General features: G+C 40.8%; 23 protein-coding genes. 11 read left to right on the top strand and 12 right to left on the bottom strand.

Features of this window, described 5'->3' with window-relative positions:
* Positions 1–6: 6 nt before the first annotated feature.
* The 3 genes from glgD (at position 7) to BLP92_RS12045 (ending at position 5,364) form a co-directional block, all read left to right on the top strand.
* Positions 7–1,113, top strand: a complete 1,107-nt coding sequence (gene glgD / locus BLP92_RS12055; protein WP_090843201.1) for a glucose-1-phosphate adenylyltransferase subunit GlgD — start codon at positions 7–9, stop codon at positions 1,111–1,113.
* Between the two features lie 79 nt (positions 1,114–1,192).
* Positions 1,193–2,605: a glycogen synthase gene (locus tag BLP92_RS12050; RefSeq protein WP_090843200.1), complete on the top strand. Its 1,413-nt coding sequence runs from the start codon at positions 1,193–1,195 to the stop codon at positions 2,603–2,605.
* Between the two features lie 332 nt (positions 2,606–2,937).
* The gene (locus BLP92_RS12045) at positions 2,938–5,364 is read left to right on the top strand and encodes a glycogen/starch/alpha-glucan phosphorylase (RefSeq protein ID WP_090843199.1); all 2,427 of its coding nucleotides are present in this window, start codon (positions 2,938–2,940) and stop codon (positions 5,362–5,364) included.
* A 179-nt stretch (positions 5,365–5,543) separates the two neighbouring features.
* Here BLP92_RS12045 and BLP92_RS12040 read toward each other — a convergent pair whose 3' ends face one another.
* From BLP92_RS12040 to thpR, 3 genes are all read right to left on the bottom strand, one after another.
* Positions 5,544–5,801, bottom strand: coding sequence for a hypothetical protein (locus tag BLP92_RS12040; RefSeq protein WP_090843198.1), 258 nt, complete (start codon positions 5,799–5,801; stop codon positions 5,544–5,546).
* Positions 5,802–5,851: 50 nt separating this feature from the next.
* On the bottom strand, positions 5,852–6,790 hold the full coding sequence (locus tag BLP92_RS12035; protein ID WP_090843197.1) for a nuclease-related domain-containing protein: 939 nt from the start codon (positions 6,788–6,790) through the stop codon (positions 5,852–5,854).
* A 76-nt stretch (positions 6,791–6,866) separates the two neighbouring features.
* Positions 6,867–7,427: an RNA 2',3'-cyclic phosphodiesterase gene (gene thpR / locus BLP92_RS12030; protein ID WP_090843196.1), complete on the bottom strand. Its 561-nt coding sequence runs from the start codon at positions 7,425–7,427 to the stop codon at positions 6,867–6,869.
* 110 nt (positions 7,428–7,537) lie between these two features.
* Here thpR and cysK point away from each other — a divergent pair, with 110 nt between their 5' ends.
* Positions 7,538–8,452, top strand: a complete 915-nt coding sequence (gene cysK, locus BLP92_RS12025) for a cysteine synthase A (RefSeq protein WP_090843232.1) — start codon at positions 7,538–7,540, stop codon at positions 8,450–8,452.
* Between the two features lie 204 nt (positions 8,453–8,656).
* Here the strand turns inward: cysK and BLP92_RS12020 are convergent, their stop codons facing one another.
* Positions 8,657–9,835, bottom strand: coding sequence for an MFS transporter (locus tag BLP92_RS12020; RefSeq protein ID WP_244516821.1), 1,179 nt, complete (start codon positions 9,833–9,835; stop codon positions 8,657–8,659).
* A 398-nt stretch (positions 9,836–10,233) separates the two neighbouring features.
* Here BLP92_RS12020 and BLP92_RS12015 point away from each other — a divergent pair, with 398 nt between their 5' ends.
* Entirely contained in the window at positions 10,234–10,452 is a 219-nt protein-coding gene (locus BLP92_RS12015; RefSeq protein ID WP_090843195.1) for a DeoR family transcriptional regulator, read from the top strand.
* A gap of 52 nt (positions 10,453–10,504) precedes the next feature.
* On the opposite strand, the gene BLP92_RS12010 is transcribed toward BLP92_RS12015, so the two are convergent.
* From BLP92_RS12010 to wrbA, 4 genes are all read right to left on the bottom strand, one after another.
* Positions 10,505–11,209: a pseudouridine synthase gene (locus BLP92_RS12010; RefSeq protein ID WP_090843194.1), complete on the bottom strand. Its 705-nt coding sequence runs from the start codon at positions 11,207–11,209 to the stop codon at positions 10,505–10,507.
* A gap of 124 nt (positions 11,210–11,333) precedes the next feature.
* Positions 11,334–12,509 carry an FtsW/RodA/SpoVE family cell cycle protein gene (locus BLP92_RS12005; RefSeq protein WP_090843193.1) on the bottom strand — a complete coding sequence of 392 codons (1,176 nt, stop codon included), beginning with the start codon at positions 12,507–12,509 and terminating at the stop codon, positions 11,334–11,336.
* Positions 12,510–12,521: 12 nt separating this feature from the next.
* Entirely contained in the window at positions 12,522–13,706 is a 1,185-nt protein-coding gene (gene ftsW / locus BLP92_RS12000) for a putative lipid II flippase FtsW (RefSeq protein ID WP_244516819.1), read from the bottom strand.
* A gap of 163 nt (positions 13,707–13,869) precedes the next feature.
* Positions 13,870–14,490 (bottom strand): NAD(P)H:quinone oxidoreductase, encoded by a 621-nt coding sequence (gene wrbA / locus BLP92_RS11995; RefSeq protein WP_090843229.1) that lies wholly within the window; start codon positions 14,488–14,490, stop codon positions 13,870–13,872.
* Positions 14,491–14,879: 389 nt separating this feature from the next.
* Between wrbA and BLP92_RS11990 the strand changes: the two genes are divergently transcribed.
* Complete coding sequence (locus BLP92_RS11990; protein ID WP_090843192.1) at positions 14,880–15,221, top strand: winged helix-turn-helix transcriptional regulator; 342 nt, start codon at positions 14,880–14,882, stop codon at positions 15,219–15,221.
* 202 nt (positions 15,222–15,423) lie between these two features.
* Here BLP92_RS11990 and BLP92_RS11985 read toward each other — a convergent pair whose 3' ends face one another.
* The 4 genes from BLP92_RS11985 to BLP92_RS11970 form a co-directional block, all read right to left on the bottom strand.
* Positions 15,424–17,040 carry a putative polysaccharide biosynthesis protein gene (locus BLP92_RS11985; RefSeq protein WP_090843191.1) on the bottom strand — a complete coding sequence of 539 codons (1,617 nt, stop codon included), beginning with the start codon at positions 17,038–17,040 and terminating at the stop codon, positions 15,424–15,426.
* Between the two features lie 27 nt (positions 17,041–17,067).
* A complete protein-coding gene (locus BLP92_RS11980; protein ID WP_090843190.1) occupies positions 17,068–17,469 on the bottom strand; it encodes a secondary thiamine-phosphate synthase enzyme YjbQ in 402 nt (133 codons plus the stop codon).
* 5 nt (positions 17,470–17,474) lie between these two features.
* Entirely contained in the window at positions 17,475–18,287 is an 813-nt protein-coding gene (gene proC, locus BLP92_RS11975) for a pyrroline-5-carboxylate reductase (RefSeq protein ID WP_090843189.1), read from the bottom strand.
* A 339-nt stretch (positions 18,288–18,626) separates the two neighbouring features.
* Positions 18,627–19,319, bottom strand: coding sequence for a hypothetical protein (locus BLP92_RS11970; protein WP_090843188.1), 693 nt, complete (start codon positions 19,317–19,319; stop codon positions 18,627–18,629).
* 378 nt (positions 19,320–19,697) lie between these two features.
* Here BLP92_RS11970 and BLP92_RS11965 point away from each other — a divergent pair, with 378 nt between their 5' ends.
* The 5 genes from BLP92_RS11965 (at position 19,698) to BLP92_RS11945 (ending at position 23,656) form a co-directional block, all read left to right on the top strand.
* Entirely contained in the window at positions 19,698–20,081 is a 384-nt protein-coding gene (locus tag BLP92_RS11965) for a GntR family transcriptional regulator (RefSeq protein ID WP_244516817.1), read from the top strand.
* On the top strand, positions 20,078–20,980 hold the full coding sequence (locus BLP92_RS11960) for an ATP-binding cassette domain-containing protein (RefSeq protein ID WP_090843186.1): 903 nt from the start codon (positions 20,078–20,080) through the stop codon (positions 20,978–20,980). The genes BLP92_RS11965 and BLP92_RS11960 overlap by 4 nt, the downstream gene beginning before the upstream one ends.
* Positions 20,940–21,653, top strand: a complete 714-nt coding sequence (locus tag BLP92_RS11955) for a hypothetical protein (protein WP_090843185.1) — start codon at positions 20,940–20,942, stop codon at positions 21,651–21,653. Before BLP92_RS11960 ends, BLP92_RS11955 begins: the two co-directional genes overlap by 41 nt.
* Positions 21,650–22,306, top strand: a complete 657-nt coding sequence (locus tag BLP92_RS11950) for a hypothetical protein (protein ID WP_090843184.1) — start codon at positions 21,650–21,652, stop codon at positions 22,304–22,306. The genes BLP92_RS11955 and BLP92_RS11950 overlap by 4 nt, the downstream gene beginning before the upstream one ends.
* A 72-nt stretch (positions 22,307–22,378) precedes the next feature.
* Positions 22,379–23,656, top strand: coding sequence for a BaiN/RdsA family NAD(P)/FAD-dependent oxidoreductase (locus tag BLP92_RS11945; RefSeq protein ID WP_090843183.1), 1,278 nt, complete (start codon positions 22,379–22,381; stop codon positions 23,654–23,656).
* Positions 23,657–24,061: the final 405 nt, after the last annotated feature.

Raw genomic sequence — 24,061 nt, 5'->3', positions numbered from 1 at the left:
AATTTTATGAACACATTAATGGGGTTAATTAATATCGAGCATGAACATGATTTCCTGGAAGAATTAACGTATTTCAGATGCGGCGCTGCAACTCCTTTTGCAGGCAGATACCGCCTCATTGATTTCTCCTTATCTAACATGGTGAAATCCGGGGTAGAAGAAGTCGGGATTTTCACCAACCATAAATACCGCTCTCTCATGGACCACGTCCGTTCCGGCGGCGCCTGGGAGTTAGCAAGACGCAGGGGCGGATTGTTTATCCTTCCACCGGACTGGAATGATCCTACAGATATCTCCAGAGGAGACCTCCGGCATTTTCATAATAACCGGGATTATTTTCACCGTTCCAAATCAGACCATGTATTGATCTGCGGAAGCCAGTATATCTCCAACACAAGTTATGACAGTGCATTTAAGCATCACCTTGATACTGATGCGGATGTAACGTTAATTAAAGTGCAGATTGATGAAAATAAGCCTGAACATATGTCGCAGCTGCGTGTGGAACAGGACGAGGAAGGCCGAGTCACTAATCTGACGAACGACCAGAATAATCACAACGTATTTACAAGTGTTTATATTATTAAAAAAGAAGTGTTAATGAATCTTGTAGATCAGTGTATTGCTTTTCACAAAGATAATTTCTTCTTTCACGGAGTTAAAGAAAACATTGAAGAATTAAAGGTAGAAGCTTATCAGTACGACGGCTATTTTGCTTTTGTTAATTCTGTCGAAAGCTTTTTCCGCAACAATATGAATCTGCTTAATCCAAAAGCGTATAAAGAACTCTTTTTTACCAATGAATTTGTCCAGACAAAGGTAAGTAATGAACCTCCTGTCAAATACCGGACTACCGCCGAAGTAACAGATTCCCTGCTCGCGAACGGCTGCGTAATTGACGGTGATGTGCACAACAGCCTTCTGTTCCGTGGTGTAAAAGTAGGTAAAGGTGCTGTAGTAAAAAATTCAATTATTATGCAGCGCTGTATTATTGAAGAAGACGTCCATCTGGAAAATGTAATTCTTGATAAAGATGTGCATATCAGCAGTGGGCAGACTTTTATCGGCTCTTCCGAAAAGCCGTACGTTGTTGCAAAAAGACAGGTAATTTAAAAACCGGCCGGGGGTTTTCTCATGATAACTATTGAGAAAGCCCTTCTGCCTTCCATCATTTAAACAAGGAGGAGACACTTTGAAAAATATATTATTTGCAGCATCAGAATGTACTCCCTTCATTAAAACGGGTGGACTTGCGGATGTGATTGGTTCTCTTCCTCAGGCACTCAATACTGACAGGACAAATGAAGTGAGGGTAATACTGCCTTTGTATGAAGGAATGGATGATTCATTTAAAGATTCTTTAACTTTTGTTTCAGATATCACGGTGCCAGTCGGCTGGCGCTCACAGCAGGCTTCCCTTCTTTCCTTACAGCATGAAGGGATCACTTTTTATTTTGTCCAGAATGATTTTTACTTCGGCCGCTATGGAACCTATGGTTACTTTGATGATGGAGAACGTTTTGTGTTTTTCAGCCGGGCAGTGATAGAAGCGCTCCCGCTGATTGATATGGACGTGGATATTCTTCACGCACATGATTGGCAGACCGGAATGGCTGTAGCTTTCGCTAATATTATGAGACCTGATATCAGAACCGTATTTACGATCCACAATATTCAGCATCAGGGCTGGATGACCCATGAGGCGTTTGGTGATTTGATGAATATTGGTCCCGAGCATTTTGCAGGACTGGAATGGCAGGGAATGATCAACTGTATGAAGGCCGCTTTATTTCATGCAGATAAAATAACAACCGTGAGTCCCACGTATGCCGAGGAAATTAAACAGCCGTATTACAGTGAAGGGCTGGACTCTATACTTAACGAGCGATCCGGTGATTTAATCGGAATAATAAACGGTATTAACGCAGATGAATATAACCCGGTAACAGACCCTTATATTTTTTCACAGTACAAAACTTCCAGATTAAAAAAGAAAGAAAATAAACTGTTTCTGCAGCGGGAACTTTGCTTAACAGAAGATCCTGATATTCCGATGTATGTAGCAGTATCAAGGCTCGTAGAACAAAAAGGTTTTCATCTTCTGGAAAGAATTTTAGAAGATTTCCTGCAGGAAAATGTGCAGGTAGTTATTCTCGGTACAGGCGATTATTCTTTTGAACAGTCTTTCGCCTACTTTGCAAGCAGATACCCGAAAAAAATGGCTACGCTTCTAAAGTTCAGTGAAGCTACAGCAAGACAGCTGTATGCAGCTTCTGATTTCTTTATTATGCCTTCGAAGTTTGAGCCGTGTGGTTTATCACAGCTGATCGCACTGCAGTATAAATCTATTCCAATTGTCCGGGAAACCGGCGGACTAAGAGATACGGTACAGCCTTTCAATGAAATTACAGGAGAAGGGAATGGCTTTAGTTTTGCCAATTATAATGCACACGAGTTATTGTATACGCTCCGCTATTCTCTTCTCACCTATTCACGGCCGGATATTTATAAGCCGCTTATAAAAAATGTGAATAAAAGTCAGTTCAGCTGGAAAGACTCGGCAAAACTTTATACCGGAGTCTACAAAGAGCTTGTAAGCAGGTAAATCATATTAGAAACACGTTTTATTTTCTGGCTCTGTTATCAGATCCGTGATGATCTATACGCTTTCTCATTCTGCAGGCCGCTATACCGCCTTGTCTTCATTTAGTGGATAGAAATCATCCCTTTCTTTTGCTTCAAAAAAGGAAAGAACGAAATGAAATTGTGCCTTTTATAAACATGCAGCTGATTTGATAACTGTATAATTCCGTGCCCGCAACGCCTCCTTGACGTTTCACATAACTATTCATTTCATCCTGCTGAATTTTTATACTGGATGAACAAACCACCGCCGTCTGTTTTTATAAGAATTAACAATTTAAGGGAGGCACACTTATGCACACCACTGAAACTTTTAAAGATCTGCTTACAGATAAACTGACCCGCAATCTCGGAAAAAATATTGAAGAGGCAACCGATAAAGATTTATATTATGCAATAGCTTCCATTACGCAGGAAGAAATTAATGAAAACTGGTTGAGTACCCGACGCAGATATGATGAAAAAAACGAAAGACAAATGTATTATATTTCGATGGAATTTCTGATCGGACGATTAATGGAGAGCAACCTGCTGAACTGCGGGCTTCTCGATATATGTTCAGAAACACTCCGTGAATTAGGACGGGATCCGGAAAACGTTTATCAGCAGGAAGCGGATGCCGGACTTGGCAACGGTGGTTTGGGACGTCTCGCTGCTTGTTTTCTTGACTCCATAGCTTCTCTTCAATTCGCAGGTCACGGCAGCGGCATTCGCTACCGTTATGGTCTTTTTGAGCAGAGAATTATCCATGGAAATCAAGTCGAGCTTCCGGATTACTGGCTGAAAGAAGAATATCCATGGGAAACCCGTAATGCAGAAGAGGCCCTGTCCATCCACTTCGGTGGGGAAATTCATATGCATAAGCGTGTGGACGGAAGTCTGGAAGTCACTCATAAAGAGGCGGATGAAGTACATGCTGTACCTTATGATGTTCCCGTTGTCGGCTATAATAATCAAGTAGTCAATACACTTCGTTTATGGAGTGCGGAACTGCCGGCCGAAACTGCAGAGATATTGGCAGAATCTGAGAGCAAATATTATCATCATTTGGATCATATGCATTCCATAGAGCAGATCTCCGGCTTTCTTTATCCTGATGATTCTAATTATGAAGGAAAAGAGTTGAGACTGAAGCAGCAGTACTTCCTTGTCTCCGCTACCATTCAAAACATCATCCGGGATTTCAAGCGCAGGGGCAAATCTTCTCTTAAGAAACTTCATGAGAAAATCGCCATTCAAATAAATGATACGCATCCTTCTCTCGCAGTCCCGGAGTTAATGCGGCTGCTTATGGATACAGAAGGCTTTTCATGGGATGAGGCATGGGAAATTACTACAAAAACTATTGCTTATACAAATCACACTACCTTAAGCGAAGCGCTGGAAAAATGGCCGGTAGGAATGATGGAATCCCTGCTGCCCCGTATTTTTATGATTATTAACGAGATCAATGAACGGTTCTGTCTCGGTATTTATTACGACCGGCCGGAAATGCGCGACCTTATACCGGAGGTAGCCGTAATTGCAGATGACCAGGTTCACATGGCCCGGCTGGCAATCGTAGGAAGCTTTAGTGTGAACGGCGTAGCGAAGCTGCACACTGAAATATTGAAAAAGAGGGAAATGAAGCCTTTTTATGAGCTATATCCGAAAAAATTCAATAACAAAACGAATGGAATCACCCACCGACGCTGGCTGCTGCAGGTAAATCCTAAACTTTCAGAAGTGATTACGGACGCCATCGGTTCTCAATGGATAGCTCAGCCGCTGAAACTCAACGGCTTAATGCGCTACTCCAATGATGCCCCTTTTCTGGAAAAAATCTCGGATGTAAAACAGCACAACAAAAAAATTCTTGCGCAGCTCATAAAAGAACGTACAGGAATTACGGTGAATGAATATTCTATATTCGATGTACAAATTAAACGTCTCCACGAATATAAGCGTCAGTTGTTGAATATCTTTCATGTAATTTATTTATATAATGAAATGAAAGAAAATCCGAAGCTTGACCTTACACCGCGAACTTTTATCTTTGCTGCAAAAGCAGCTCCCGGGTATCATATGGCAAAGGAAATTATTAAACTGATTCACCACGTAGCATCTGTAGTTAATAATGATCGGACTATTGGAGATAAGCTGAAGGTCATTTTCCTGGAAAATTACAATGTAAGCCTTGCTGAAAAAATTATCCCCGCAGCAGAGCTCAGTGAACAGATCTCCACTGCAGGAAAAGAAGCTTCTGGTACAGGAAATATGAAAATGATGATGAATGGTGCGATGACAGTAGGTACAATGGATGGTGCAAATATTGAGATATTTGATCTGGTTGGAAAGGAAAATATTTTTATTTTCGGCTTAAACAGTGACCAGGTTCACCACCATAACGAATTAGGAGATTATAACGCGAATGCCATTTATCATACAGATGATAGAGTAAAGAAAATATTGGATCAGATTAATGGAGGAGAATTTGGATCACAGGAAATTGAATTTAAGGATATTTTTTATCATATCCTTTATCATAACGATCCTTATTATGTACTTAAAGATTTTGATTCCTACATTGATACGCATGAAGTAATTGAACGAAATTACCGCGACCAGAAAACATGGCAGAAAATGAGCGTAGCGAATATTGCCTATTCCGGCAAATTTTCAAGTGACCGTACCATTCATGAATATGCAGCCGACATTTGGAAGCTGAAACAAATTCGATGAAACCTGAGATCTGAATTAGGCGTTTAAACTTTTTATTCCACTGCGATTTTGCAATTCAGGCAGGCAACACCAGACAAAATTTTTAACACATGGATAAAAAGAGATTCGACCATAGTAATGTTAACTATTAGATAATCAATCAAAAAACCCCTTATGGATTAATTTCCATAAGGGGTTTTCTATTCTGCTTCCGCATGCCATTCGAGCAGCGCTTCATTTAATTGTGTAAATTCATCTCTGCTCATAGAGGGTTCTATCTGAAAGATCACTTCTGCATTCTCATTAATCAGCGGAAGCAGTTCTGCTTGTGCCTGATGAAATGTATCTGCAAAAATAAAAACCTCAGGATTTTCCGCAAACATTTCTATTCCTTTACCTCCGTGCCAGTCAAAGGCACGGCGCAGATAGATTGTTAATAAATTACAATCGTTATTCAAAGTTGTTCCGCTCCTTTGTGATGTTAACCGCCTTGTACATCTTAACGGAATTACTTCTCATTTTCAAGACTATCTTCTTCTATATCCGCATTTAACCTGCTTTCAGATATTGTTAAGCTCGATTGAAGAATTGCATCCGCTATTTTCAGCTGTGTGTGTTTGATAGGTGCCTGCATTTTCAAAAAACTGTCCCGGAATTCAAAAAGATTCCGGCGGTCTATTAGTTTTGCCAGCTGCGTGCCCTGGCCTACATCTATATAGCTGTCTTTAGATAGGATCGCTGTTCTGACTGGAATACTTAAACCCTCTTTTTCTAAAATGGACTGGATGACAGTCTTCGTCCTTTTCAAAGAAATATTCGGATGCAGAAAACTTTCCTGCTGGTCTTCATCTCTCCTCTGCCAATATCTTCCCTCCAGCGCGGAGAAAATCGTTTCTTTATTTCCGTGCAGCGGCGTAATAATCCACAAATCATTTGGGGATAAAATAATAATATCGCAATCTACCGGCGCTTTCCGGGCAAACAGCACTGGATGATAAAAGATAAAAAAGGTATCCGGCAGCTCCTGCAGCAGATATTGCAGGAGCTTGTCATTATAGTATTCACGATTCAAATGAGAAATTTCTGAAACTGTCGAACTCGCCCAGTTCAGCTGAAACTCGAGTAATTCCTGCAGGAAATTTGTTTTAATTTCCTCCAGCGAACGATGACGCAGCTGCCAGTCTGTAGGAAGGTCTACTTCTTCCTTCGTTTCATTTTTATCTTTACGGCTGAACATGCTTCTTGTACGTTTCCACAGCGATAGCGATGTCTCCTCTTCGTAATGCTGAAAGAGTGGAAAATTTCCGTGACTGCTTCTTGTTGCTTCCCAATCCTGCTTCAGGCGAAGCCACCTTTCTTTTTTCAGCCTAACGTATCGGCTTGGATAACGATAAATATCTATTTCATAGCGGGAGACGTAATCCGCTAACTTTAGTAACTGCGCCAAGAGGCTTCTCTCCTTTATACTGAAACTTTTTTATCAGGCAATCCTGAAACTGATGGTTTTGATACTATCTTTAAGTTCACTCTTTAGTTCCGGGAAACGTTTCTGTTAATTCCAGTGTTCTTATTGTCTGATATCTTGGATGATCCTGGGGTTTTACTTGAAATAAGTTTACTTCATGGACGGATTGATCTATTTTTTCGATTGTGCCGTAGGAAGCATAAGGAAAATTATTAGTATTGCCGAATTTTTTAGCAATCGTTATATGAGGTCTGAAACCGTTTTTGGGAGCTGGGTAACCTAACTGCAAAGCTTCTTCTAAAATAATATCATACAATTGCTGCAGGAGTTCATTATCCTCCGGCTGCAAAAAAAGAACTCTTGGCTTATCAGGATTTCCAAAATAAGCATAGCTTGAAAAAGTTAAGCTGAATTTCGGCAGCCGGTAGTGCTGCAGCCGCTCCCAAAGCTGTACCTTTTTTCCCCATTCCCATCCTCCCAGAAATAATAGAGTTAAATGAAAATCTTCTTCCGAGGGCAAAGCTTTATAGTAACGTTTCAGGTCCAGGCCGGTCTGCAGTTCGACTGCTTCCTTTTTTACCTGTACACCTGCTTTTATGCCGATAAAATGATGTTCCATAAAGTCAGCCTCCTTTTTGCTTCAACAGCGAATATGATATAGTAATCATATCAGAATATATAACATTTTTTTATGAAAGGGTGTCAACCTTGGCGAAAGTAGTAAACCATATGGACGAACTAATCGGAGATACTCCGGTAGTGAAATTACGGCATCTTCCTGATCCAGAAGGTGCGCAGGTATACTTAAAACTCGAATTTATGAATCCGAGCGGCAGTGTTAAAGACAGAGCTGCTGCAAATATGATTGAACAAGCTGAAAAAGATGGAATTATCAACAAAAATACTGTGATTATTGAACCAACATCCGGCAACACTGGTATAGGTATTGCTATGAATGCCGCTGCAAAAGGCTACAGAGCAATCCTGACGATGCCCGATACGATGTCACAGGAACGGATCAATCTGCTGAAAGCCTACGGTGCTGAAGTAGTACTAACTCCTGGAGAAGAGAAAATGCCAGGAGCAATATCGAAAGCAAAGCAGCTTGTGAATGAAACAGAAAATGCATTTATGCCGATGCAGTTTGAAAACGGAGCAAATCCAGATGCACACCGCTTTACAACCGCAAAAGAAATTTCAGAAGCAGTGCAGGAAATTGGCCTGCCGCTGGCAGCTTTTGTTGCCACCTCAGGTACAGGCGGCACTATCACCGGTACTGGAGAAGAATTAAAAAAAGAATTCCCTGATGCTTCTATTCATGTTGTGGAACCAAAAGGTTCTCCTGTACTTTCTGGCGGAAAGCCAGGGCCGCATAAGCTTGTAGGCACCTCACCAGGATTTGTGCCCCCTATTTTAAACGAAGAAGTATACGGAGAAATTCATCAAATTTCAGATGAAGATGCCTATGATGCGGCACGAAGATTATCCAGAGAAGAAGGAATTCTTGTAGGTCCATCTTCCGGTGCAGCATGTTATGCAGCTTTACAGGTGGCAAAAAGATACAGCCCTGATGAAGTTGTGATCGCAATTGCCTGTGATACCGGGGAACGCTATTTAACTACTGATTTATTTCAATTTGAATAAATCATTTTAAAGCTTCTTTTTATCAGTTTATATATTCAGTGATTATATAAACCATTAATATTCAGCTCTGCTAAAGTTTGGTGCGGATACAGGAAAGGTAAGACTCTCAAAAAGTGAAGCAGTATGATTACTTCTTTTTAGCAAAACTTTTATTTTCAAGGCGCTTAATATTTAACCAGGCTGTTCCTATTACCGGGAGCGGCCTTATTTTACGATATGCGGCTGTTTCCTGGCGAGTATGAACAGCAATACAGTACCGGTAAGCGTCATAATACCGTAGAATAAATACACTGCGAGGATGGAATGAAAATCAATTAACAAGCCAGCTGTCATGCTGAAGAAAAATGCCCCGATTCCATTCCCTACTGCTGCATATATCGATACTGCCGTAGCCTTGACATCTTTCGGAGCAATATCAGTAACATACTGCAATGCTGCCGGCACAAATAAACCAATACTGAAACCCTGCATTACTGTTGTAATATATATCCAGGAAGGGTCCGGACCTGTTGCATAAAATATCCAGCGTGCCCCTGAAACAAATGATGCACTGAACAAAATGATCAGAATCCCTCTTTTTTGAATCCAGGCACCTGCCCACCTCATGAAAGGCACCTCACTTCCGGCTGCAAGGAGAAATGCAAACCCTACTCCAGCCAGCGTACCGCCGACAGATTGAATAAGTACGCCAAAGTAAAAGTTATTCGCCATAATTGGACCGTAGACAAGAAAAGTAATGATTAAAAACAAAATGAACCCATCCACTTTTACAAGCTGCCTCATACCTTCTTTCACGTCAACCCTCGGTGCAGCCGGCTCATTCGGCATGTTTGCCGCAAAAAAAGAACTCATCAATAATACGATGGCGAAGCCGTAAAAAATAACTTCCAACCCTAATAAATCTGAAAGATTCCCCATAATCCATACTGCCACCGCAAAGCCTACCGCTCCCCACATACGGATTTTTCCATAGTCTCCTCCATTGCGTTTCACATAATTCATAGCAATACTATCAGACAAGGGAATCATTGCACTTTGGAACACGGCTACTAAAGAAGCAATTATTACAAAAGTGAAATGCTCTGCCGCAAAAAGATATGTAAACCCGCTGCACCCTGCTCCGATGGAAGCAATTACTAAAATAATTTTAGGTTTTCTCGTGTAGTCGCTCAGCATTCCCCACAGCGGCTGCACCATTATCATAATTACCGGACCAATAGAGGTGATGACACCAATCTGCGCTCCTGATAATCCGACATCACTTTGCAGGTAAACAGTAAGAAGTGGAAATAACCCTCCTAGTCCAAAATACAATAAGAAAAAATATCCTTTCATACTAAAAAACGAACGTTGCTTCATATAAATATCCCTGGCTTTCTTCATTTTTTCTTTACACCGTTAAGTATACGCTCCATTTTTAAAAGTGCAATGAGTCAAAATCCGAACGTTTGATACATTATTTACGTAGTTTTTACGAAATTTACATATTTATTGCTTTACGAAAAGCTGTTGAATGAGGTAAAATGTTAAATAAAGAAGGAGGACATTTTGCACTTGAGTATGATTAGAAGTGCCCAGCCTTCCCAGCGCTGATTAATTAGTTATTTCATTGCTGGAATTCAGGAAGGAAAGCAGATGAAAAAGCCATTATTATCATTTTAACATTCTGCATTCGGCACAACGATCAATATCCGTCTATAGCTTAGTCATTATCGTTACGCCCTTTCTGCACATGATGTGCCTCGGTTTTTCTGGGTGACAAACTTGAAGGAGTGGTTTTTTTGAAGCCGTCAACTGACCGTATGTTAACTCGTATTAAATCTGTGTACCTCTATATTGATCAGAAAGGAAGCGTCACTACTCAAGATCTCGTTGAAGAGTTTGGCATTACTGAACGAACAATTCAGCGTGACCTGAATGTTCTCGATTACAACGGACTTGTTACCAGCCAGGAACGGGGCGTTTGGACAACTACCGGTAAAAAAGTAAAAGTATCGTAAAAAAAGATGGGTGTACTGCTATTGGAAATTCCAGCAGTTTCACCCATCTTTTTTAATTTTCGCTTAACCGCTGCACTTCTTTTTCTGTCAGTTCCCTGTATTCTCCCGGAGAAAGATCATCGTCAAGATATAATGTCCCCATCCGCACCCGTTCCAGCTCTTCCACATGGTTTCCGCATGCTGCCATCATTCGTTTCACCTGATGATATTTCCCTTCCTGAATAGTTAGAAAAATAATGTTATTTGATTCGGTGCTTACAGCTTTTGCAGGCTTTGTTTTATAACCATCTTCCAATAATACACCTTCTCTTAGTTTCCTCAACGCCTCTTCTGTAATCGGCTCACTCAGCGTTACCCGGTATTCCTTATCTACTTTCCGTTTCGGAGATGTTAACTGATGTGCCAGCTTTCCATCATTTGTTAACAGGAGAAGTCCCGTAGTATCTTTATCAAGCCTGCCAACTGGAAATGGAGCGAAAATTACATCTTCCGGTTCCAAAATATCTATTATCGTATCTTCTTCAGCATCTTCGGTAGCAGAAATTACTCCCGAAGGTTTATTCATCAATAGGTATATATATTCTCTATAAGTCACTTTCTCCCCAAAGAGTTCTATCTCCTGATTTTCTGTATCTACATGTGTTTTAGGATCTTTCACTGTTTCTCCATTCACAACTAAAGCGCCCTGCCTTAAAAAACGTTTTACTTCCCGCCGCGACCCATGTCCTAAATGCGACAATAATTTATCAGCTCTCATCGTCGTTCCTCCTCGTTTGTTCCTCACTATTATTCTGAACCAGCAGATTTATTAATGCAAGTGCTGTCGAATTACAACTCAAAAAAAGCCCGGAGTACGTATGCCTCCGGGTTTTTCAGGAAATTTATTCTTCTTCTCCAAACATATAATGTTTCGTTCGTATATTCACGTTCAATACGAGCCCGATTGCCAGCATATTTGTTACTAAGGCACTTCCTCCATAGCTGATAAATGGAAGAGCTAACCCTGTAATCGGCACTACCCCAATGGTCATTCCAACATTTTGAAACACCTGAAATACAAGAAGGCCAACTACACCCGCTACAATATAGGTTCCAAAAGTGTTATTACAGGTAAAAGCAATTAACACCATTCGGTAAAGAAGAAGAAAATACACAACCATTAAAATTGTAGCACCGATAAAACCAAATTCTTCTGCAATTACTGTAAATATAAAGTCTGTATGGAGTTCAGGAATAACACCGCTTTGTGATTTCACCCCTTGACCAAAGCCGCTTCCATAAAGCTGTCCTGCACCGATTCCCTGGATTGCATGGTAAAGCTGATAACCTTCTGCCCCTACGTTCGCGGAAGGATCAAGCCAGGCGTATATACGACTCAGCTGGTGAGGCCTGATAATCTGGGTAAAAATTGCAAAAGCGTTGTTATGAAGCCATACAAGGGAAGCAATACCTGTCAACCCTATTGTGATAAGCAGCCCTATCATCCGAAAAGTTACTCCAGCCATAAGAATCATTATAAATATTATTGAAAGAATAACCAGAGCGGTACCTAAATCAGGCTGAATTAAAATAAAAGCAAAAGGCGGCATCCCTACACCTAGTATTTTCCCCACCACAATAACATCCGATGTAAACGTTTTGGGGCGGGGATGACGAGTGATTACAAAAAGTAAATGCGCCATTGAAATAATGATAAAAATCTTTACGAACTCTGAAGGCTGAAATGTGAATAAACCAGGTACGCCAATCCAGCGCTGCGCTCCGTTTACTTCTATACCAAATAAATGTGTGGCAATCAGGAGCATCATACTTACTGCATATAAAGGAATAGAAAGCTTTTTAAAGGCTTCATAGTCAATTACCATTGCTGATATCAGTAAAACAGTTCCTACAGCAAACCATAAAATCTGCCGCTGCACAAAATAACTTGCTGGTACATTATATTGTTCAGAGGTGGCAGCACTGTAAATAGCAACAAGGCTGATACACATCAAAACAAATAAAAAGAACAGCAAAGTAAAATCTAATTGTTGAAATGGACTTTTTCTTTCTTGCATCTTTTCACCTACTTACACATGCCGCGACAAAGGTATTTTACTTTCATCGGGCGCATGCGCTTCCTTTTGATCAGATCTGTGCGCCTGACGATCACGCTCAGTTTTTCTGGATATATTTGCTAATATGCCTAGCGAGGCAAGTGTGATTAGTAAAGAAGAGCCTCCGTAACTCAAAAACGGAAATGGAATTCCTGTAATAGGCAGAAATCCGCTGACTGCTCCTCCATTAAATATAATTTGAATGGAAAGCTGTGTTACTATTCCAAAAGCAAGCAGACTTCCAAAGGTATCCTTGCACCGGGCTCCAATAATAAAACCTCTGCAGATGATAAATCCCATACATCCTAACACGAATAAAATTCCCAGGAGTCCCAATTCTTCACTTACAATTGCAAGAATAAAGTCTGTATGTGCTTCCGGAAGATAAAACAATTTCTGTACACTCTGTCCAAATCCTGCTCCAGTGATACCACCATGTGCAATGGCAATATACGACTGCACGAGTTGAAACCCTTCTGTCTGCTCCAGTTCAAAAGCATTCCAGAACCCCGTGATCCTGTTCATTCTGTACTCTTCAGAATTAGCGTAGTAATACAAGCCTGCTCCTGCAAAAACACTTAACGACAATAAATGCCAGTAGCGCGCTCCTGAAAAATAAGCAATAAATCCTGCCACCAGAACAATTGCAGTACCAGTTCCAAGGTCAGGCTGCGTCATTATTAAAAGAAATATAATGCCCACAATAATCAGCGGCGGGAAAAGGCCACTTTTGAAATTATGGATATACGCCTGCTTACGGGAATAAATATATGCTACATAAATAATCATCCCGAGCTTAACGAATTCAGAAGGCTGTATTGTAAATCCCCCTATCGCTATCCAGCGGGTTGCTCCATTCACTGTATGATTAATTCCAGGTATCATTACTAATATCAGAGCAGTAAAGCAGAACAGCAGAATCAATGGTATAAACCTTTTAAAATGTCTATATGGAAAAAACATAAAAAATATAAAGGCACTCATGCCGATAAATATCCATAATAAATGACGGTCAAAGAAAAATGTCGCTTCATTATATGTCTGATAGCCCTGTACGAAACTTGCACTGTAAACCATCAGAAGTCCAAAAGAAGTCATCAGGATAATTCCTATAATTAAGTACCAGTCTATGTAAAGCTTTCTTTTATTGTCTTCCAAAGATGCCCACCTCCTAGATGAGCTTTGCTCATGCTAATCTTTATATTATATCAGATGGCTTCCTCCTCATAAAGAGACTTTGGAGGTGAAAGACACGATCCCACAAAAAAAGAGAAGTCTCCAGACGGAGTACTTCTCTTTAGACGATAAATTAATAGTTTTGTTACGCTTTTAATTTTTTAGATACTGTTGCCACTCTCTTACCGAGGCTGCGCGCCATGATAAGATCACGTTCATCCGGCTGTTTGCTTCCATCCGGGCCTGCGACTGTCGAAGCAGAATAAGGAGAACCACCAATGCCGTCTGCTGTCATCTGTTCTGTGTTCTCTCCATAAGGCAGTCCAACATAGATCATTCCAAAATGAAGCATAGGAATAAGGGAAGTAATTGCCGTTGTTTCCTGTCCCCCGTGAATAGAACCGGTACTCGTTACAATTCCAGTTGCTTTCCCTTCCAGTTCTCCATTCATCCAGAGCCCGCCTGCAGAATCAATATACTGCTTCAGCTGTGCAGGCATCGAACCATAGCGTGTCGGAATACCCCAGACAAATCCATCTGCCCAGCGAAGGTCATCGTGTGTTGCCACAGGTACGTCTTTTTGTGCTTCCTGTGCCTGAACATAAGCATCCTGAGAAGACATTGCCTGTTTTACTGCATCAAACTCTTCAACACGAACAATTTTCACTTCAACGCCTTCCACTGATTCAGCTCCCTCAGCTGCAGCTTTTACCATCGTATAAATGTGTCCATAAGAACTGTAATAAGGGATAAGAATTTTTGTCATGTAATAATCCGCTCCTTTAAAATTAATTATGTGCTCCATGACTAGTATTCCTTTTATTTCAAAATCTAAACATAAAAACTTTGTAATTTATTTTTTGTATCTTACTTAAAAAAAGTTCATTAATAAGGTTATATTCTTTTGAATCGGGTATTTGTGTTATAATAGTAATAGGTAATTGACTAAGTTCTGCAGGCTGTTTTTGTTGTATTTCTCCAATATTTCCTGTTGATTTATACTGCAGCCGGCACTTTTTCATTTATTTTTTATGAATGCTTTATATCTTGTTATGAACAAGTTTCAGCTGCACAGCGGCAGATATCTATTCAGAAATATATCTGATATACAGGACAAATATAATTTGTTTAATCTTTAGAAATGAGGTGACCACCATGGAAGAACTTGCTATGTGCCCAAAATTCGAATCAGCTTTTCAACTGCTTGGAAAGCGTTGGAATGGATTAATTATCCGTGTTTTGCTTCACGGCCCTGCTCGTTTTCGGGATATTTCAACAAACATTCCTAATATGAGTGATAAAATGCTTGTCGATCGATTGAAACAACTCGAAGAAATCGGTGTTGTAGAAAGAAATGTATATCCTGAGACACCGGTGCGTATTGAATACCAGCTTTCTGATAAAGGTCGTGCGCTTGAACCCGCTCTGGATGAAATTCAGGCGTGGGCTGAAGCATGGGTAGAAGGAGACACGCCGCAGGAAGCGGTTACTAAATAGCCTGCGGTCTGTGATTTTTTTTAAAAAGCTGGTTCACATTTGTGAACCAGCTTTTTATTATTTATCAGGGCTTTGTTAAAGACTGTGGCTCTGGATAGTACACGGAATTTCGCATCCGTAACAGCTCCGTGTAAAGTAATACAGCGTATCCTGCTAAAAAGTAACCATGTGGAACTTTCAGGACATTTTTACACAGCGTGTATCATTCTTTCTTCAGCATTGAAAAGCGATGTCCCAGAACTTTTCCTGCTAATCCAGATCTGATTGCGATATTCATATAAACGATTACTCCCGCTCCCACTGACGTTGTAAGTACAATCGCTGCATTCATACGAGAATCAAGCGGGAACATTCTTTCCAGCCCAAACGCCACATAAACCACTACTGCAGCCATAATCGCTGTAAACACAAGTACCTGCATCAGCCTTTTGCGAATCAGCCGGTAATCAAACTCGGCAAACCTGCCAATTGCCCATACATTTACAGCTACAGAAAGAATATATCCTCCAGTAGTAGCGAATACTCCTCCCTGCGGACCAAACCATTGAATAAATACAGAATTTGTTACTACTTTAAACGTGACTCCTGCAATCAGTGCCAGAACAGCATATTTCTGCTTATCGATTCCCTGCAGAAGAGATGCGGTTACGGCAAATATTGAAAACAAGACAGCAACTGGTGCATAGGTGCGTAATATTTCTCTTCCTATTTCGATTTCCTCCAGGCCGAACAGTGTCCCGTACACAGGACCTGCCACTGCGATCAGCCCGGCTGCTGCTGGAATAGTAAGAAATAAAATAATTTGATAGGTCTGCGTGATCGTACGCTGCAGCTTATCATTTTCCTTGTTGGTAAAAGCTTCTGTAATTGTCGGTAAAATGGTTAGTGACATGGCAGTAGCGATAGAAACTGGAATCAATATCAGCTTGTGCGTCGACTGTGTAAAGGAAGCATAGTACGTTTCTGCTACGGAAGTTATGTAGCCTGCTTCTCTCATCGAAGGGTTGAACGTCCATAAATCAACTGTTTGATATAAAGGAATTGCAAGACCTACAAAAGATAGAGGCAGAGCATACCGAAACAATTCTTTATACATCGCCGGAAGAGGAATTTTATGGTCGACTGTACTTAGTCTCACCTGCTCCTTAATTCCAGCCAGGCGTTTTTTCCAATACCACAGCAGTACTGCCAGGCCGCCTAAGGCACCTGCGAAAGCTCCAAATGTCGCAAAGCCGACTGCCGTTCCCAGTTCTCCATCAAATATATACATAATCATATATGTTACCGCCAGAATAAATGCAATACGGATGACCTGCTCAATCACCTGCGATACTGCTGTAGGGCCCATCGACTGATTTCCCTGGAAGAAACCACGGATAATTGCCATAACAGGAACTACCAGCAGCGCCACGCTTACCATGCGTATCGTAAAGACTGCGTCTTCTACTCTGTTTCCTTCAAGACTATCCGGTTCCAACACTCGGTTTGCTATCATCTCTGCAGAAAAGAACAGCACGAGAAAAGCGATAAAACCAGTAATTGTCATGATTATCAGACCTGATTTTAACAGCCTCTGCCCTGTATGGTAATCTCCAAGAGCATTATATTTTGAAACGAATTTAGATACAGCAAGCGGGACACCGAGTGTCGCCAGGCTCAGCAGCACAGTATAAGGAGTATATCCATACTGATATAATGCAAGCCCCTGGTGCCCTACGATTGCTGTAAAAGGAAAAATGTATATTAAGCCAAGCATTTTCGTAATAAATATCCCGGCTGTCAGTACCATCGTTCCCCGTAATAATTGTTGATCAGACATAGTTAGTATCTCCTGCTCTTTTCTCTATTAACCTTCAATAATTTTAACGTAGACATTACGTGAACGCGGACCGTCAAATTCACAAAAATAAATTCCCTGCCAGGTTCCTAAAATCATCTTGCCGTCCTCGATTAAAACGACCTGTGAAGCTCCTACAGTGCTTGCTTTTAAATGTGAAGCTGTATTACCTTCCATATGCTGATATTTCGGATGGTTCCATGGATACACTTCATCGAATTTCATCAGCATATCTGATTTCACATCCGGATCGGCATTTTCATTAATTGTAATCCCTGCAGTGGTATGCGCACAAAAAATGTAAACAACTCCATTTTTTACACCGCTCTCCTTTACCGTTTTTTTCACCTGCAGTGAAATATCAATCATTTCATCTCTGGCATTTGTTCGAACAGAAAGTTTGTGTACCATTGAAATTACCCCTCTCCATTATTTTTCGCATGCGAATTCGTTGCTTCTACCGCCTGCTTTAACATCCGGTCCACACCATAAGTTTCAAGGACACGGAGACCTTCAGCTGTTGAACCACCGGGGGAAGCAACTTGCGCTATTAAGTCATCAGGTTCATTCCCTGCTTCGAGCATTGCTACCGAGCCTTTCAGCATCTGGATTACAAGCCGGCGCGCCTGGGCATCAGAAATATCATAGGCTGCTGCTGCTTCCTCCAATGCCTTTACGACATAATAAATAAAAGCAGGTGAGCTTCCAGTGATTGCTGTTAAATCGTGCACCTGCTCCGCGCTCAGCTCCTCGGCTGGACCTATCGCCGCAAGCAAAGATTCTATATAAGGTCTGTGATGATCTTTAACAAAGGTACCACAGGCGTAAGTAGACATAGACATTCCAACCTGTGCAGCAGTATTCGGCATAATCCAGCAGACTGGAGTTTCTTGCGGAAGCCTCTTTTCCAAATATGCTGGGTCAATACCAGCTGCTACTGTAACTACCAGCTGGCCGTTCAGCTGCGGTGTCAGCAGTTTTAATAATTCTTCATGGGTATGTGGTGGAGTAGCTAATAATATTATATCGTTTTGCTGCACAGCTCTCAGCCAGTCTGAGGTACTTTTAACCCCGTATGTACGCTGCAGCTGTATTAATTTTTCTTTATTTGAGCGATTTGCCATAGTTACTGTACCAAATGCGGAGTGTTCTGACTTTACTATTCCGGAGACCATAGCTTCTGCCATTCTACCTGCGCCTATAAATAAGATATTCGCTTTCTTCATCACAAAATCACTCCTCTCGCTTCTTACTTTACCATTTTTTCCCCCGTGGTACCAAAGCAGATTTACGTTATTTGTGAAAATGATTTTAAATTAATGCTCCATAGTTAAGCAGAATCCACAGATATTTTAAATGTAATGCTGCATTATGCAAACGAATTCGTGCACTGGTCTTTCTCCTCCAAGCATCCATTCACAATGGTGCAGTTTTTCTGTCTATTATGCCTGCCGGAAAAACAGTACGCTGAATTTTGCCAGGCAAAAACACACATAATAAAAAGCCATCTATCCCATGAAAAGAACAGATGGCTTACTTTATTTATTATAGGCAGCTGAGAGAATCGATTAACTGATTTTCTGCAGGCGGCGCTCCAATTGCTTCAGTTTAAACTCCTGCTTTGTTGCTTTTTCAAACTGCTTGAGTTTACGCTTCATACGCCCTTTTGTCCAAGTGAAATCTGCAATACCTTTCTGGTTCAGGTAAGTTGCGAAATAGTCCAAATGGCCGCTTTCGTACTTATTTTCAAAATCTACTGTTTCTAAATACAGCTCGAAAGCTTCTGTAATAGATGCTTCTGCCGGCACAAAGTCTCCATAAACTTCTGTTAGATAACGGAAATTATTTTCACGGAGTTTTGTTAAAAAGTTCTCCATAAAGAACTTTTCCTGCCCTTCCATACGAAAGCCTTTGCGTTCAATTAATTCGATGAAAACTTTTAATTCATTATGATAAAAAGAATATGCTTTGCGCATTTCTTTTGTCATGGACATATTTATGCTGAAAGTTCCTTCTGATCGGGCATATAACATGTTCAATAGTGCACGATTAACTTCCGGCTTAATAAGAAATGTCGGGTTGACCGTCTTTAGATACTTCCCAACCTCCTGATTTAAAATAAAATGCTGTGACTGCTCACGTTCCATGTCTTCCAGAGAGCGTCGGCGCTCAAATGCTGCGAATCGTTCAATACGCTCCTGTGTCTCTTTGGACCAGAGCGCACGTTTTTCTTCAATTCTTGTCTTAAGTCCTGCAAACATGTGTAAATCCTCCTTTCAGATGCCATTGTATAAGTTAGTTTGATCTCCACAGAGCAGTGTAGCACATTCAAATCAGAAAGAAAATAGAGTTTTATTAAATAATATAAACTATTTTAAAGGATAATGCCCTCTCATCCTGTCTCAGTACTAATCAACTCTCTATATCCCTAATTATAGTGATTATATGTATTATTTACAATGTATATGCTTACGCTTTCATTTAAGTCAACTTTTTAGTTATTACGGTTGTATTTCCTCTTTTATATCAAGCCTGTCTAAAATTAATTTAATAATTCTTGCAAATCTATAAAGCTGGATATATACTTAGTGCATTACTCCACTAATGCACTAAGTGATATTTGGGAAGGAGGGAAGCTTTTGCTGCATGACCAGAGCGAAAAACCAATTTATAAACAAATTGCAGAATGGCTGGAAGAAGAAATACTTGCTGAGCGTCTGCAGGAAAACGCCAAAGTCTATTCTCAGTATCAGCTGGCAGAAATATATACGATTAATCCTGCTACAGCTTCCAAAGGATTAGCGATCCTGGTAGAAGAAGGTACACTTTTTAAAAAACGGGGACTCGGCTGTTTTGTTTCACCGGGTGCACAGAAAAATCTTTTGGCAAAAAGAAAAGCTACCACTCTGAAAACCTTACTTTCTTCTTCAGTTAAAGAAGCGGGATATTTAGGAATTACGAAAGAGGAATTTCAAAAATTAGTAGAACAAGAGTGGGAAAATCAGAAGGGAGATAAAAAATGAATGCCATATCATTTGAAAATGTAAATAAATCATTTCACAGACAGTCTGCTTTAATAGATTTTAATTTACAAATCCCTGAAAACACAATTGTAGGTGTTGCCGGAAGAAACGGGGCAGGTAAAACAACGATGCTGGAAATTATTTCTGGCCTGCAGACACCAAGTAGTGGAAGGGCAGCCGTTTATGGGTTTCCAGTGACATCTCTTGAAGTTCAGTCGAATTCAATTTTCGTGGAAGAAAATATGGCTTTTCCTGCCCACTTCACACTGGGAGAGATTCTCGCTGCAGGTGCAGAACAGTATACTTTCTGGGAGAATGCTGTGGCACTTCCTCTCTTTCAATATTTCGAATTTAAAATGTCTGCAAAAATCGAGCAGCTGTCAAAAGGTCAGAAACGTCTGTTCCAGGCTTTATTTGGTTTATGCACACGTGCTCCGCTTACTTTGATGGATGAGCCTTTAGAAGGAATGGATGAGACCATCAGAAAAGATTTTATGGAAGCTTTATTAAAAGATTATATTCAAAAACCGAGAACAATTTTAATTTCCTCCCATCACTTAAAGGAAATTGAAAATCTGCTTGAATACTTACTTATTATTGAAAACGGACATAACATCTTATTTTCCAGCATTGAGGACCTGCGTCATTCTGTTCTGGAAATTACAGGCCCTATTGCTGAATTGCAGCAGCTGCTTACCGGCAGAGAAATAATTTTTGAGGAAGAAATTTCTCCAGGAATTCTGAAAGCTGTTTTTTATTACAGCGGCTCAAAAGATAAATTTTCTTCTTTCCACTGCACTTGGTCATCTATCAGCGATATTTATACTTATCTAGTGAAAAAGAAGGGTGGAATCAGAGATGTCTATCACAGCACCTCCAGCCAGAGAAATTATTCTTAAACAGCTCCGCTGGAAGCAGCGGTATTTTGCCAGTATCATTTTTGCTTTCGTTATTATACAAGCGTTTGGTATTTTTCTCAGCGTAATGAATGCATATCACCAAGCTTCTTTTAACTCTACTTATATTAGGGCACATTCTCAGAATAACTTGTTTTTCCTAATGATTCTCTGGATATTTATCTCCAGCCTGGCTGCACCTGCTAAAGCAAACCGCAAAATAGATTTCACTTTTATATCTACTAGAAAAATCAGCCATATCACAAATATTATCTTTTTACTTCTTATTGTTTCAGCTGCTTCCCTCCTGTCAGTACTTTCGCATTATTTAATTATACTGCTTGTTCCTATGATCCACAGTCCAGAAGTATTTATCCTTCTGCCCGGATGGATGGATCTTCTGCATTCTTTTATATGGTGGTTCAGCTGCCTGCTGCTTACAGCCGCCGCAGGTTATTTTCTCAGTATGATTTATCAGCTCACTCTTTTGTGGAAGATCGTAATCGGAGGGCTCATTTTCGGTGTTTTTTATTTCGACTTTATGCCAATTAGCGAAGGTTTCCAAATGCTTTTCTCTTCTGACATATATTTAATTACGCTGTCTGTTTTAGGGGCTTCCCTTTTGTTCTTCAGCAGCATTTTTATTAAAAGGAAGAATGGAGGAATTGTGATATGAATTTTATCTTATTGGCTGTTATCATTGGACTGATTATACTTGCAGCCTTCGGGTGGAGGTTTTATGCAAAAAGGCCGTTGCATTCAAAAGCTCCGATGTTCCTCCTTGCCTGTTATACGATTATTTTAATTTTGGCCGTTCCTGCAGCTTATATATTCATTGACGAATCTTCTGAAAGAAATGCACAAGCAGAAGATTATATTTCTTCTATGCTGATGGAAGACCCGGATACATCGGGTTCTTCATTTACGTTTTTATTTGAAGAGGAAAATCCTTCCGAAGAATGGAAAATCGGTGCTCCCTATACCGCTGATGTGAATATTATTGTGGAAGAAACCGAACAGGAAAGCGTCCGTTTTTATACTGCTCCTTCCATTGTAGAATTCAACGATTTTTCCGCTTTTATTGAACCAAAACTGCCTGCTGTGCAGAATACAGATTCCTACACTTACATTCAGCTTTATGAACTGGAAGAACAGGAGTTACGGGCTGTATCCAGTATTATATCCAGAGAAAACGTACTGCGCGCTGAAATGATGCCGGAGAACATAACCCTCTCTTCCCAGGTATTTTATTTAAAAGTACCCGAAGGAACAAAAGTTGCTGCTGAGGATGCAGAGACTCCTGTTAATTTTCATTATGTTGAAGAATAAGCCCAGCTTGTATTTCTTTCATACATTGCTTACAATCAGAAAAGACTCTTTGGCGTGAAAGGAAGTAATCATATGAAAGACGTAGTAGTAATCGGCGGAGGCCCTTCCGGTTTAATGGCCAGTGTTGCTGCAGCAGAAAACGGTGCGGATGTCCTCCTTTTGGATAAAGGCAGCAAGCTGGGACGTAAGCTCGCAATTTCCGGCGGAGGGCGCTGTAATGTCACCAACAGAGTGGATGCCGCAGAAATTATTAAGCATATCCCCGGAAATGGACGGTTTATGTACAGCCCGTTTTCCGTCTTTAATAATGAAGACATTATTGCTTTTTTTGAAGGGCTCGGCATAGAACTGAAAGAAGAAGACAACGGCCGGATGTTCCCGGTAAACGATAAAGCAATTGAAGTAGTAAGAGCTCTGCTGAACAGGATTCAGCAGCTGAAAGTGGAAATCCGTAAAAAGACCGAAGTAAAAGACCTTCATTTTAATGAGATAGAGGGACATAAGGTAGAGCTGGCTGACGGAGAAGTAATTAAAGCAAAAAATATTATTGTAGCGGTAGGCGGGATGTCTGTGCCTCATACAGGTTCAACGGGAGATGGCTATCCGTGGGCAGAAAAAGCAGGCCATACCATTACCGACCTCTATCCTACCGAAGTGCCGATCACGATGACAGACCCTCATATAAAGTCTACAGAACTGCAGGGGCTGTCACTTCGCAATGTTACACTCTCAGTGCTTGACCCGAAAAAAGGGAAATTAATAAAGGCGCATACCGGAGATATGATTTTTACCCATTTCGGTGTTTCCGGTCCCATCGGCCTCCGATGCAGCCAGTACGTAGTAAAAGCGAAGAAAAAGCATAATGTTCGCGAAGTGCCGATGGAAATAGACGTATTTCCTGAAGAAAATACGGAAGTTTTGTTTCAGCGCCTGAAATCACAGCTGGAAAAAGAGTCGAAAAAAGCTGTAAAGAATGCTTTATCAGGCATCATGCCTGAGCGAATGCTTCCAGTATGTTTAAGATTTGCTGAAATAGAAGAAACAAGTCTTGGCCCGGAAATATCGCATGAAAAACTCCGGAATCTCGCGAAAATGATGAAGGAGTTTCCTTTAACGGCAGACGGAACACTGGCGATTGATAAAGCTTTTGTTACCGGTGGCGGCGTAAGCGTTAAAGAAGTTTATCCCAAGCGGATGGAATCTAAAAAAATGCCGGGCTTGTTTTTCTGTGGAGAAGTAATGGATCTGCACGGATATACAGGCGGTTATAACATCACTGTCGCTTTCTCTACTGGATATACTGCAGGAAGTGCTGCTGCAGAAAGGGTAAATGAAGCAGAACTTACTTGAGTAAAGACCGCTGTAAAAACATAGCGGTCTTTACAGCGTGTTTATAAAGCAAGAAATTTTTTATATTTATGATTTGCTAAGTATAAGGTTCTCCTCCGCTTTCCGGCGGAAGCTTGCCGTGGGGCTAGTCTTCAGCTATTTGCAATGCCTGCCGGCATTACAAAGGATCTTCAGACTGCGCTTAAATCCCACAGGGTCCCCGCCGGGCGCTATGGAGAGGAGTTATTTCCGAAGAAAAAGTGTTCACATCTCTGCGGTTTCGTATAAAAACCATTGCCTCCCTTAATGATGCTGCAGTCGCAGAAGAGTCGACTCCTGGAGGATGAAGAACGATTCTTATATCTTCCCAAGTGTTTTACTGGGAAGATATAGAAAGCATGTGCGAAACCAGCCAATGATCTTGAA

It is taken from the genome of Alkalicoccus daliensis (genome assembly GCF_900103955.1).
Taxonomy (GTDB): Bacteria; Bacillota; Bacilli; order Bacillales; family Salisediminibacteriaceae; genus Alkalicoccus; species Alkalicoccus daliensis.
The sequence above is the reverse complement of the archived record's forward strand: the minus strand, read 5'-3'. Positions and strand labels throughout refer to the sequence as shown.